9 protein-coding genes are annotated in these 12,221 nt (G+C 69.6%); 4 read left to right on the top strand and 5 right to left on the bottom strand.

Going from position 1 to position 12,221, the window contains the following annotated elements; genetic code table 11:
• Positions 1 to 158 precede the first annotated feature (158 nt).
• Both KGQ19_RS43285 and KGQ19_RS43280 read left to right on the top strand, forming a co-directional pair.
• Positions 159 to 1,163, top strand: a complete 1,005-nt coding sequence (locus KGQ19_RS43285) for a polyprenyl synthetase family protein (RefSeq protein WP_212020509.1) — start codon at positions 159 to 161, stop codon at positions 1,161 to 1,163.
• 267 nt (positions 1,164 to 1,430) lie between these two features.
• Entirely contained in the window at positions 1,431 to 2,189 is a 759-nt protein-coding gene (locus KGQ19_RS43280) for a bestrophin-like domain (RefSeq protein WP_212020507.1), read from the top strand.
• Between the two features lie 135 nt (positions 2,190 to 2,324).
• On the opposite strand, the gene KGQ19_RS43275 is transcribed toward KGQ19_RS43280, so the two are convergent.
• From KGQ19_RS43275 to KGQ19_RS43260, 4 genes are all read right to left on the bottom strand, one after another.
• Positions 2,325 to 3,875, bottom strand: coding sequence for an amino acid permease (locus KGQ19_RS43275; protein WP_212020505.1), 1,551 nt, complete (start codon positions 3,873 to 3,875; stop codon positions 2,325 to 2,327).
• 200 nt (positions 3,876 to 4,075) lie between these two features.
• Entirely contained in the window at positions 4,076 to 5,074 is a 999-nt protein-coding gene (locus tag KGQ19_RS43270; RefSeq protein WP_212020503.1) for a hypothetical protein, read from the bottom strand.
• 153 nt (positions 5,075 to 5,227) lie between these two features.
• Positions 5,228 to 5,773 (bottom strand): isopentenyl-diphosphate Delta-isomerase, encoded by a 546-nt coding sequence (idi, locus tag KGQ19_RS43265; RefSeq protein WP_212020501.1) that lies wholly within the window; start codon positions 5,771 to 5,773, stop codon positions 5,228 to 5,230.
• A gap of 59 nt (positions 5,774 to 5,832) precedes the next feature.
• Positions 5,833 to 7,557, bottom strand: a complete 1,725-nt coding sequence (locus KGQ19_RS43260) for a bifunctional 3'-5' exonuclease/DNA polymerase (protein ID WP_212020499.1) — start codon at positions 7,555 to 7,557, stop codon at positions 5,833 to 5,835.
• Between the two features lie 92 nt (positions 7,558 to 7,649).
• Between KGQ19_RS43260 and KGQ19_RS43255 the strand changes: the two genes are divergently transcribed.
• Positions 7,650 to 8,411, top strand: coding sequence for an SDR family NAD(P)-dependent oxidoreductase (locus KGQ19_RS43255; RefSeq protein ID WP_212020497.1), 762 nt, complete (start codon positions 7,650 to 7,652; stop codon positions 8,409 to 8,411).
• 31 nt (positions 8,412 to 8,442) lie between these two features.
• Here the strand turns inward: KGQ19_RS43255 and KGQ19_RS43250 are convergent, their stop codons facing one another.
• Complete coding sequence (locus KGQ19_RS43250; protein ID WP_212020494.1) at positions 8,443 to 9,411, bottom strand: DMT family transporter; 969 nt, start codon at positions 9,409 to 9,411, stop codon at positions 8,443 to 8,445.
• Between the two features lie 206 nt (positions 9,412 to 9,617).
• On the opposite strand from KGQ19_RS43250, the gene ggt reads away from it, so the two are divergent.
• Positions 9,618 to 11,480 (top strand): gamma-glutamyltransferase, encoded by a 1,863-nt coding sequence (ggt, locus tag KGQ19_RS43245; RefSeq protein WP_212020492.1) that lies wholly within the window; start codon positions 9,618 to 9,620, stop codon positions 11,478 to 11,480.
• Positions 11,481 to 12,221: the final 741 nt, after the last annotated feature.

The raw sequence follows: 12,221 nt of genomic DNA, 5'->3' as shown, positions 1-12,221 counted from the left end.
GGGTCGGTCACGTGGTCGTGCCGGCCGCGCGGACCGACGGCCAGGTCGATGGCGTCGCCACGAGGACGGACGAACCAGCGACACCAGCGACGTCAGCGACGTCAGCGACCTCGGCGCCGACACCGAAACGGCCGGCGAGCGCCAGCGCCAGCGCCAGTATCCACGGCGCGGCCGAATCGGCGTTACGCAGGACGCGCGACGCCGTCGAGCCGGTGCTGCGTACGGCCGTCGAGACGCTGCCGGGCCGATTACGCTCGATCGCTGCGTATCACCTCGGCTGGGAGGACGCCGACGGCACCGCGCTGGGCGGCATCGGCGGCAAGCTGCTGCGGCCGGGCCTGGTCCTGGCCGCCGCGGCGGCGGTCGGCGGGTCGGCGACCGACCCGGCGGTGCTGCGGTCCGCGGCGGCCGTGGAGCTGGCGCACAACTTCACGTTGCTGCACGACGACGTCATCGACCGCGACCAGACCCGGCGTCATCGGCCCACCGCGTGGACCGTGTTCGGCGTCGAGAACGCGATCCTGGCCGGAGACGCGATGCTGGCCCTCGCGCTGCGGCTGGTCGGTGGTGCGGCGGCGAGCCGGCTGGCGGAGTGCGTCATCGAGATCTGCGACGGTCAGTACGAGGACTGCTCGTTCGAGCACCGCGACGACGTCACCCTCGACGAGTGTCTGACGATGGCCGGGAAGAAGACCGGGGCGTTGCTGGGCTGCGCGTGTGCGCTCGGGGCACTGGCGGTGCGGGCCGATCCACTGGCCGTAGCGGCGCTGGACTTGTTCGGGCGGGAGATCGGGATGGCGTTCCAGCTCACCGACGACCTGCTCGGCATCTGGGGCGATCCGGCGGTCACGGGCAAACCGGTGGGGGCGGATCTGACCGCGCGCAAGAAGTCGCTGCCGGTGGTCGCGGCACTGTCGGGTCGGTCGGCGGCGGCTGGGGAGTTGGCGCGGCTCTACGCGCTGGGACGGGACTTCACCGAGCATGAGCTGCGGCATGCCACCGATGCTGTGGAGCGCGCGGGCGGGAGGGCCTGGGCGGCGACAGAGGCCACGGCGAGGATTACGAAGGCGCATGCGCATTTGGGGCGGGCGTCGAGGGTGGAGTTGACCGCGATGCATGATTTGCGGGCCATTGCCGAGATGATCACTCGGCGGACTAACTGAGGCGGGGAACCGCGCCGCTGCGGCTCCGCGAGCACTCGCCCGCCGGGCCGCGCGGCGCACCAACCAGCCGCGCAACGCCATACCTCACAGCAGCACGCAGCGCAGCAGGGCTGCAGGGCTGCACCGCACCAAGGCAAGGCAAGGCAAGGCAAGGCACAAGCGCAGCATCACACCACTAGGCCGCGCTGCCCGCCTCTACACAGCACCACCACCACAGCACAGCGCCACACCGCGCACCACAGCACAGCACAGCACCGGGAGGTCGCCATGACCGCCAAGGACTACGGCACCATCGTCGCCGTCCTCATCCTGACCTTCATCACCCTGCGCCTGTTCCAGCGCTTCATCCCGCACCATCGCCGTGAGCCGCACAATGACGTCGCGGGGTTCATCTTCGCCACCGTGTCCGTGGTCTTCGCGGTGCCGTTGGCGTTCGTGGTGGTGGCGCTGTGGACGAACAACGACACGGCGCACCAGACCACGTTCAAGGAGGCGAACGAGCTCGCCGGGATCTACTGGATCTCGCGGCAGATGCCGTTGCCGCTGGGTTCGCAGTTGGAGCACGAGACGCTCGACTACGCGCATACCGTCATCGACCAGGAGTGGCCGCTGTTGGCCAAGCACGAGACCAGTCCTACGGCGACGGAGCTGGTCTACCAGATCCGGGACAGCGTCTTCGCGTTCCATCCGGCCGACATCTCCCAGCAGGTGCTCTATGACCATGTGTTGACACATGTCGAATCGTTGGCCGAGCAGCGAAGACAGCGATTGAACCAGACTGAGGAGTCTTTGCCGCCGCTGTTGTGGGCGATCCTGATCGGCAGCGCGTTGGTGACGATCGCCTTCACTTTCCTGTTCGGTCTGTCGAGTTCGTTCGCGCACACTGTGATGGTGATGACGCTGGCCGCGTTGGTGGTGGTATCGCTAGTTGTTGTCAGGGAAATGAGTTACCCGTACTCCGGGACGATGAAGGTCGATCCGACGGCGTTCAAAGTCTTCCTAGACCGGTTGCCAACGCCCCGATAGAAAAAGCCGTGGGAGAAGACGTCCCGATAGAGGAAGCAAGCGCGCCCCGGATAGCCGGGGCGCGCCGAATAGTGCCTTATCAGAACTCGGAACTAAGAACTCAGAGCTCAGAACTCAGAACTCAGAACTCAGAACTCAGATGACATCCAGATCCGCGAACTGCTCGGACTCGACCGCGCCGGCCGGCGGAGCGTAGCTGGCCCGCCCGCGCACCAGCCACCACACCCCGGACAGCAGCATCGCCACGGCCAGCGCGATCGGCGCGTAGTTGAACGAGAGCGTGGTGACCGGGGAGGCCTGCGGCAGGCAGAACAGCACGACCTCGATCACCACCCAGACCGAGGCGGTGTACCCGACCAGCGGACCCCACTTGCCCAGGCTCCAGGCGCCGGGCTTGAAGTTCTTGCCCTGTCGGGCTCGCAGGAAGCCGGGGATGACGTAGGCCGGGGCCAGGCCGATCGAGGCGATGGCGGTCACCGCGCCGTAGGCCTGGATGGTCCACAGCGAGGGCAGGGCCAGCAGGAACGCCACCACGACCACCAGCCACATGGCGTTGGTCGGGACCGCCGAGCGGTTGACCTTGCGCCAGGTCGGGGAGCCGGGCAGGGCGCCGTCGCGGGAGAAGGCGAAGACCATGCGGGCCGCCGAGCCGATGGCGGCCAGGCCGCAGCACAGCTGGGCGACGATGATGACCAGCGTCAGCACCTCGGCCCAGTGCTGGCCCAGGGCGTCGAGCATGATGATCGACGGCGCCGTGACCGCACCGCCGTAGCCGGAGCCGGCGGACTCGGTGTTGTACTGGCCGCTGCCGCCCTGGATGGCGAACAGGAAGGCGACGATCAGGACCAGGCCGGCGATGCCGGAGACCCAGATGGACCGGACGATGCCCTTCGGGGCCAGCGTCGAGGCCTGGGAGGTCTCCTCGGACATGTGCGCCGAGGCGTCGTAGCCGGTCAGGGTGTAGCCGGTGAGCAGCAGGCCGATGGCGCTGACGTAGATCGCGCTCTTGAAGCCGGTGGTGTTGGCGTAGTGGGTGAACACGAAGCTGGCGCTCTGGTGGTGGGACGGGACCAGGAACAGCACGGCCACGATGAACGCCACGCCCAGCAGGTGCCACCAGACGCTGACCCGGTTGAACAGGTCCAGCACCCGCACGCCGAAGGTGTTCAGGATGCCGTGCAGCAGCAGCACCCCGGCGAAGATGGCGACCAGCCCGTACTTGTCCGGGGTCCAGCCGAACGCCATGCCGGTGAAGGCGCCGATGAACTCCGCCGCGCCGTAGTCGATGCCGGCTATGACGCCGAACAGGCCCAGCATGTTCAGCCAGCCGGTGATCCAGCCCCAGCCCTTGCCGCCGAGCCGGTGTGCCATGAAGAACAGCGCGCCGGAGGTCGGGTAGACGCTGGTGACCTCGGCCAGGCTCAGCCCGATGAGCAGGACCGCGATGGTGACCCCGATCCAGCCCCAGACCATGACGGCCGGGCCGCCGGTGGCCATGCCGAAGCCGAACAGGGTCATGCAGCCGGACAGGATGGAGATGATGGAGAAGCTGATCGCGAAGTTGCCGAAGCCGGACATCTTGCGGGACAGAACAGGTTCGTAGCCGATCGCGCGCAGCTGTGCGGCGTCGGCGGAATCCGCCTCGTTCGGGGCGGGAATCGCTGAGGTTACTGAGCTTTCAGTCATCGACTTGCCCTCGTTCCATGGTGCCTTCGAGACCTATAGGGGAAGGTGGTACGTCTGGCGATGGTGCGAATGAGCTCCCCGCGATACCGCTGATACCGCTGATACCGCTGATCCTGCTGTTCGGTCGGCGCGAGTCCGGATTCGGATTTCGAAAGCGGAATCCGTCCTCTGCGGTCCTACCGGTCGGCGAGCACGCGGCGCTAGGGTCCGGCGCGCTGCCGCCCGCGCGGGTCGGACCGCCGCGCCGCTGCCGACAGCGCGGTGGTCCGGGCCCGGACGAACTCCTCGACGGCGTCCCCCGTCGCCGAAATCATGGTCCACGGCCGGTTCGAGCCGTAGGGGCCCAGGGCGTCGAACACGTCCGCGGCCAGGTCCGAGCGGCCGCCGACGACCAGCGCGTGTGCCAGGTGGGACAGGTCCACGACCAGCCAGTCCTCCTGGGTGGAGGCGTTGAACCAGTTCCATCCGCGGGCCATCTCGGTGCGCGCGGCGTCGGTGCTCCACAGCAGGTGGGCCAGGCCGTCGCGCTGGTTCTTGCGGTATTCGTAGGCGATGACCAGCGCGTACAGCGGCAGCAGTTGCAGCGGCGAGCGCCCGCTCAGTCCCACGCTGCTGACGATGCTGGAGGCGAACAGCTGCGCGGCGGCCGGGCTCGGGCCGGTGCTGCCGCCGACCGCGCCGAGCATCCGGTGGCAGCCCTCGCGGTTGGCCGGGTCGATGCGCCACAGGTCCCGGAAGGCGTGCCAGGGCCCTGGTACGGGGCAGGAGGCCGGGCCTTCGATGTGTTCGTGGAAGCCGGCGGCCAGCGCGAGCCGGCCCAGATAGGGCACGGGGTCGCCGGGGGCCAGGGCGGCGGCTTCGGCGCACAGCTCGCCGGCCCGCTGGCCCAGGTTGCGGGCCTGCGGCACGCCGTTGGCGGCGGCTTTGCAGGCCCGCTCGACCGCCACCCGGGCGGCCATCGCCACCGCGTCGGGGTGGCCGGGACGCTCGGCGACCCATTCGTCGGCGGCGTTGGATCCGGCGGCGACCTGGGCCAGCAGCGCGATCCGGGTGCAGCGCAGCTTGCTGTCACCGCTGGAGGCGGCCAGCAGTTCGGCCATCGAGAACCAGTGGCCGGTGCGGACCTCGCCGAGGATCCGCGCCAGCGGCTCGTCGAAACCAGCCGGGTGCATCACGGGTTTGAAGTCTTGGGCGCTCATGGCGAGTCGGCCGGTATCCGGCGGGGATCCGGCAGATGGGTCACGCCACGCATATCCCATGACCACGAATAGGCTTCGGGCACCGCGCAATGATGCCCGACATCACAGGTGTCGAACAAGCCCCTGTGTGATCACATGATCACCGCGACGTGATCAGGGTCGCCACCTGCCGGAATCGAGTTCGGCCAGTTCCTGGACCTGCAGGCGGCACCACGGCGAGACTTCGAAGGCACCGGAAAGCACTTGAGAGGAGAATTCAGCCCAGGGAATCCAGCGGTATTCGCCTACTTCGTCGGGGTCTGGCGACGGCGTAATTCCCGGCGCCACAGTGGCCTGGAAGACCGGGCAGATCTCGTTCTCGACGATGCCGTTGGGCATTACCGCCCGGTAACGGAAGTCTGGCAGGACCGGAGTGACGAGTGAAATATTCAACCCGAGTTCACTGGCCAGTCTGCGCCGGACGGCGTCCTCGATCTGCTCGCCGGGACCGGGGTGCCCGCAGGCGGAGTTGGTCCACACGTCCGGCCAGGTGCGCTTGGTCGCGGCGCGCCGGGTCACCAGCAGCCGGTGCTGGTCGTCGAAGACGTAGCAGGAGAACGCCAGGTGCAGCGGCGTGTGGTCGGTGTGCACCGCGGCCTTGGGGGCGGTGCCGATCGGCGTTCCGTCCTCGGCGAGCAGGACTACCTCTTCGACTTCCACATTGGTATCCACTCCTCGAAGGATGCACGCTGAGCACCGGCTCTGTCACCGCGTGTGCACTATTTGGCGTCCCCGTAACACTCCACCGAGTGAACGCTCATGGGAAATCGCACCGGAGAGGGACCGAAGACCAGCCGGCCGGCGGCGGTGGCGCACTCGGTGATCATCTCAGCGACGGCCGGGGCGTGCTCGTCGGGAGCGTGCACCATGACCTCGTCGTGCTGGAAGAAGACCAGCTGCGGGCCGTCCAGGGTGCGCAGCCGCTGGCGCAGCAGGGCCAGCAGCACCTCGGCCCACTCCGCGGCGGTGGCCTGGATGACGAAGTTGCGGGTGAAGCGGCCCCGGGCCCGGGCCACCTGGCCCGAGCGGCGGTTGCTGTCGTCGGCGGCGTCGGCCTCGGCGTCCCCGGCGACCGTGTCCTGCCAGCGCTGCGAGGGCGGCGGGCAGGTGCGGCCGAGGTGGGAGCGGACCAGGCGGCCGCGCTCGCCTTCGCGGGCGGCTTCGTCCAGCAGTGCGGTGGCCTTCGGGAAGCGGCGGCGCATCAGGGCCAGCGGGGCGGCGGCGCTTCCGCCGGTCTGGCCGTACATGGCGCCCAGCAAGCCGAGTTTGGCCTGGTCCCGGGAGCCCTCGAAGACGCCGGCCAGGGCGGAGTACATATCATCGCTCTGCGTCGCCTCGGCCATGCCCAGGTCCTGCGACACCGCGGCCAGGATGCGGGGCTCCAGCTGTGCGGCGTCGGCGGAGACGAACACCCAGCCGGGGTCGGCGACGACCGCTTTGCGCAGCCGGCGGTCGATCTGCAGCGCGCCGCCGCCGCGGGCCGCCCAGCGTCCGGTGACGACGCCGCCGACGGAGTACTCGGCGCGGAACCGGCCGTCCACGACCCAGGTGTCGCGCCAGGCCCAGCCGTTGAACGAGTACAGGCGCGAGAGCTCTTTGTACTTCAGCAGCAACGGGATCGCCGGATGGTCGATGTCCTTGAGCTCCCAGCGGCGCAGCGAGGGCAGTTTCACGCCGGCGTCGGAGAAGGCCTTGGTCACCTGCGGAGCGGAGTCCGGATTCAGGGCCCGGACACCGAGCGCCGCGGCGAGTCGGGCCGCGGCGGCGGTCATCGCGCGCGGCGGTGAGCCGTCCAGGGGGCGCGGGCCCAGATGCTCCTCCAGGATGCGGCTGTGTACGTCGGCGCGCCAGGGCAGGCCGTGGTGCGCCATCTCGGCGGCGGCCAGCGACGCGGCGGATTCGGCGGCCACCAGCAGCCGGAACGCGCCGGGGTTCGCGGTGGCGGCGATGCGGCGGAGTTGGTCGGCGTAGACCTCGCGCACCGCGCGCAGCGGGTCGACGTCGGCGGCCAGCCCGGAGCGGTCCGGCTCGAACAGCGCGGGCTGGGTGGTCGGGTTGTCGGCCGGGGCGGCCATGGTGCCCTCGGAGCGGTCTTCGGGGACCGGCAGGCCGTGCAGCCGGGCCCAGGCGGCGCCGAGCGAGCGGGGCTGGCCGCAGTGGCCCTCGTAGGCGAGCAGCAGGGCCTCGGTGAGGGCCAGGTCGTGGCAGCGGTCGATGCGGACGCCCCGCCGGAGCAGGGCCGGAGCCAGGTCGGCGGTGGCCGGCCAGACCCAGCGCGGGTGCTCCGGATCCTCGGGCCGGGACGCGGATTCCAGGGCGCCGATCTCGGCTTCCAGGTCGGCGACGGCGCGCGCCGCTCCGGCCGGGTCCGCGTCGGGGGTGATCGCTTGAACGAAGCCTCGATCCCTGAAACCCTCGGGGTCGTAGGTCGCGGCGATCTGCATCCGATCATTGTCTGCGATGGCACTGACAGACTTTGCACCCGGAACCAGACTCGCACCTGGAAACTTCTCTGACCGACCGATAAGGACGCACCATGACCAAGACCGCCGTCGTCACCGGAGCCAGCAGCGGCATCGGGGCCGCCACCGCGCGCCGGCTGGCCGCCGAGGGGTACCGCGTGGTGCTCGTCGCACGGCGTAAGGAGCGGTTGGAGGCGCTGGCCGCGGAGATCGAGTCGACGCAGAGCGGGGCCTCTGCGCAGGCCGTGGCCCTGGACGTGACCGACGCCGAGGCGATCAAGGCGTTCGCCGCCGGCCTGGAGTCCTGTGACGTGCTGGTCAACAACGCCGGCGGGGCGATCGGCGCCGATCCGGTGGCCGGGGCGGACCCCGGCGACTGGCGCTCGATGTTCGAGACCAACGTGCTGGGCGCGCTGAACTTCACCCAGGCGCTGCTGCCGAAGCTGATCGCCTCCGGCGAGGGCACCGTGGTGATGCTCACCTCGACCGCCGGCCACATCGCGTACGAGAACGGCGCCGGCTACGCCGCGTCCAAGCACGCGATGCACGCCATGACCGCGACCCTGCGCCTGGAGCTCTTCGACCAGCCGGTCCGCGTCATCGAGATCGCCCCGGGCATGGTGATGACCGACGAGTTCTCCGTCAAGCGCTTCGGCGGCGACGCGGACAAGGCCGCCTCGGTCTACGCCGGCGTGCCGGGGCCGCTGCTCGCTGAGGACGTGGCGGACTGCATCGCGTGGTCGGTGACGCGGCCGGCGCATGTGAACGTGGACTTGATGATCGTGCGGCCGCGGGCGCAGGCGGCTCAGCACAAGGTGTACCGGGTCGCGGAGTGACCATGTCCGCCGGGTGACGGACTGACCGCACTCAGGCGATAGCCGCCGCCTCCGGGCCGCAGTCGGAGGGCTCGACCACCGGCTGCGGCGGTCCGTCGGCGATAGCCGCGGTAGCCACGGCGGCTGCCGAGTCCTCGGCGGCCGCCCCCTCCTTGCGCAGCGTGGAAAGCACCAGCCCGACCATCACCAGCGGGAAGCCGACGATCACGCCGGCCTTGATGGACTCCCCGAGGAACAGCACGCCGCCGGCCACGGCGACGGCCGGGTTGACGAAGGTGATCATCGAGGACTTGGCCGGGCCGACCTCGGCGATCAGGTCGAAGAAGAGCAGGAACGCCGAGGCGGTGCAGATCAGGCCGAGGGCGATGACCGCGGCCAGGGCGTTGGACTTCGGCATGTGCGTGGGGTGGCTGAAGGCGGCGAAGGGGACGTAGAGGAGCGCGACGCCGGTCAGGGAGATCGCGATGATGGCCAGGCTGGGGACGCCGGCCAGCTTGCGGTCGGCGATGATCGGGGCGATGGCGTAGCCGACGGCCACGGCGATCACCTCCAGCATGCGTGCCACCTGGACCTGGCCGATGTTCAGGCCGACGATCGCGACCACCCCGGCCAGCCCGATGAACAGGCCGGCCAGCCGGGTGCCGGACACCGCCGAGCGGTCGCCGAGGCGCCACATGATCAGCGCCACGAAGAACGGCACGGCCGCGATCAGCAGCCCGGCCAGCGAGGAGGTCATGTGCTGTTCGGCGTCGCCGAGCAGCAGCCAGGGCCCGGCGATCTCCAGGGCCGCGAAGGCCGCGATGTAGCGCCACTGCTTCAGGGCCGGGCCGACCACGCCGCGGCGCATCGCCACCGGCAGCAGCACCGCGGCGCCGATCGCGGTGCGGGCGAACACGATGAACGGCGCCGGCATGCCCTCCAGCGCGATCTTGATCAGCAGGTACGGGATACCCCAGATCACTGACATGGCCGCGAACAGCAGCCATCCCCGCTTCGACACGCGTGCCCCCTCAAGGCGACGAAATCGAACGAAACCGATGCCCGTCGCTCGACATGAAACCCCCGGTCGATGACGGTCTGACCACCCCCGGTAACAGCCGTGGGGGGCCTGAGCATATTCCATCGGACCTTCCCAGAAAATAAGCCCTCTGCCAAAGTGGACAGCCCAGCTGGGAAGCACCGGAGAAGATCACGCGGAGGCACCAGATGACCATCTCGAGACGCAGACGCTCCACCACGGTCGCCGCCCTGGTCACGGCGGCCGCCCTGACCGGCACCCTGACCGCGGCGCGCGCCGCCCCCGGCCCGGCCGGGCCCGGCGGCGCCCAACCCCCGCGCAACCCGGTGGCCACCGGGTACGGCGGCGCGGTCGCCAGCGTGAGCCCGTACGCCACCCAGGCCGGCCTGGACGTGCTCAAGCACGGCGGCAACGCCGTGGACGCGGCGGTGGCCACAGCGGCCGCGCTGGGCGTCGTGGAGCCGTACTCGGCCGGGATCGGCGGCGGCGGTTTCCTCGTGTATTACAACGCCCGCACCCACAAGGTCTCCACCATCGACGGCCGCGAGTCCGGACCCGCGGCGATGAACACGAACTGGTTCATCGACCCGGCCACCGGCCAGCCGCTGTCCTTCAACGACGCGGTCAACTCCGGCCTGTCGGTCGGCGTCCCGGGCAGCCTGAAGACCTGGACGACCGCGCTGCAGGACTGGGGCACCATCTCGCTGAAGCAGGCCTTGCAAGGCGGCATCGACATCGCCTCGAAGGGCTTCGTCGTCGACCCCACGTTCAACTCCTTCACCGCGATGAACCAGGCCCGGTTCTCGCAGATCGCCCCGACCGCGAAGCTGTTCCTGCCCGGCGGCGCGCCGCCGCCGGTGGGCTCGGTGTTCAAGAACCCGGACCTGGCGAACACCTACAAGCTGCTCGCCAAGTACGGTCCGGGCTTGTTCTACGGCGGCGAGTTGGGCAAGGAGGTCGCGAACACCGCGCAGCACCCGCCGACGATCCCGAACCCGACCATGGACTTCCGGCCCGGCAAGATCACCGCGACCGACATCGCCGGGTACAGCGCGCCGGTGCAGGCCCCGACCCACGTGAACTACAAGGGCCTGGACGTCTACTCGATCGCCCCGCCCTCCTCCGGCGGCACCACGGTCGGCGAGGCCCTCAACATCCTGTCGAACTTCGACGTCACCCCGACCAACCAGGTGCAGGCGCTGCACCTGTATGACGAGGCCTCGAAGATCGCCTTCGCGGACCGGAACCGCTGGGTCGGGGACGCGAACTTCAGCGACGTCCCGACCAGGCAGCTGACCTCGGCGCAGTACGGCAAGGACCGGGCCTGTCTGATCAGCCCGACCAGCACTCTGGCCTCCCCGGTCGCGCCGGGGAACCCGTTCGAACCGGGCGGGGGCACGCAGTGTCCGTCCACGGCGCCGACCGGGACCTCGTACACCGACACCGAGGGCATGTCGACGACCCACCTGGTGACCTCGGACAAGTGGGGCAACGTGGTGTCCTACACCCTGACCATCGAACAGACCGGCGGCTCGGCGATGACCGTGCCGGGCCGGGGCTTCCTGCTGAACAACGAGATGACCGACTTCGACTTCTCGCCGCTGTATCCGGGCGTGCCGGACCCGAACCTGCCGGCCGCCTTCAAGCGGCCGCGCTCGGCGATGTCGCCGACCATCGTCCTGAAGGACGGCAGGCCGTTCATCGCGGTCGGCTCCCCGGGCGGGGCGACCATCATCACCACGGTGTTGCAGATCCTGGTCAACCGGCTGGATCTGGGGATGAACCTGGAGCAGGCGATCGCCGCGCCCCGGGCCTCCCAGCGCAACGCCGGCACGACGCAGGCCGAGCCGGCGTTCCTGAACCTGCCGGAGATCCCGGGACTGGAGGCGCTGGGTGAGACCTTCACGCTCGCGCCGCCCTCGGGGACGCCGACACCGGAGATCGGTGCCGCGACCGGGCTGGAGTTCCTGCCGAACGGCGCGGTCGAGGCCGCGGCCGAACCGGCGCGGCGGGGCGGCGGCGCCGCGGCTGTGGTGCATCCGGTGAGGTAGGGCGCAGGTGGCTAGTGCCGTGTTGGGCGACGTTTGCTTGGGAGTTCGCGCTTTTCTTGGGAGGTCGCGCTTTGCTTGGGAGTTCGCGACGTGGTTCGCGACGTGCCGGTCGCCGGGCGGGATCCGTCGGCGGGTTGAGTCTGCTGGGGGCTGGTGTTTGTGGGCCGGGTTGCGGTTGGACTGTGGGTTGAAAGGCGATTTTTACGGCCTTCGGTCATAGTTGTGCCGGTTCGGGGTTCGGGGCGGTGGGTGTGTTTGTCGGCTGCCGGTTTACGCGTTCACAACCCCGCCCCACCTCAGGCCTCTTCAACACCGGCAAGTCCGGGCAAGGGCACAGGCCAGATCAAGAGCAAGATCAACAGCACAGGCAAGATCAAGAGCTGAAGATCAAGAGCTGAAGGTCAAGGTCAAGGGCTGTGATGAAGGGCCGGGCCTCCGGCGGGCCTCGGCAACCTCAGGGAAACTAGCGCGGTTCCCTCGGGTGGCTGGGTCGGTCTCAGCGGCTGCGGTCCCTGAGGTGGCTACGGTCCGTTCCCCACGGTCGCGTCGTCAGCCCGGGGGGTACAGCACCGGTGTCCGGGGGTAAAGTCCGCGCGCTTGCGGTCATGCAGGTGGGCGGCGGTTTCGTATGGCGCGAACTTGACCCCCGGCCACCGGCACTGTAGGCGAAGCCCTGCCGACGCGACCGAGGGGAACGAACCGAAAACCAGCCGGAAGAATGGCAAAGCCCAGTGGTTCGGT

The sequence above is a fragment of the Catenulispora pinistramenti genome (genome assembly GCF_018274385.1).
Lineage (GTDB): Bacteria > Actinomycetota > Actinomycetes > Streptomycetales > Catenulisporaceae > Catenulispora > Catenulispora pinistramenti.
The sequence above is the reverse complement of the archived record's forward strand: the minus strand, read 5'-3'. Positions and strand labels throughout refer to the sequence as shown.

Bases quoted from the DNA above. Each gene is read 5' to 3' on its own strand.
- KGQ19_RS43260 (WP_212020499.1), bottom strand. From the start codon at position 7,557: ATGCAGATCGCCGCGACCTACGACCCCGAGGGTTTCAGGGATCGAGGC.
- ggt (WP_212020492.1), top strand. From the start codon at position 9,618: ATGACCATCTCGAGACGCAGACGCTCCACCACGGTCGCCGCCCTGGTC.
- KGQ19_RS43280 (WP_212020507.1), top strand. From the start codon at position 1,431: ATGACCGCCAAGGACTACGGCACCATCGTCGCCGTCCTCATCCTGACC.
- KGQ19_RS43255 (WP_212020497.1), top strand. From the start codon at position 7,650: ATGACCAAGACCGCCGTCGTCACCGGAGCCAGCAGCGGCATCGGGGCC.
- KGQ19_RS43275 (WP_212020505.1), bottom strand. From the start codon at position 3,875: ATGACTGAAAGCTCAGTAACCTCAGCGATTCCCGCCCCGAACGAGGCG.
- KGQ19_RS43270 (WP_212020503.1), bottom strand. From the start codon at position 5,074: ATGAGCGCCCAAGACTTCAAACCCGTGATGCACCCGGCTGGTTTCGAC.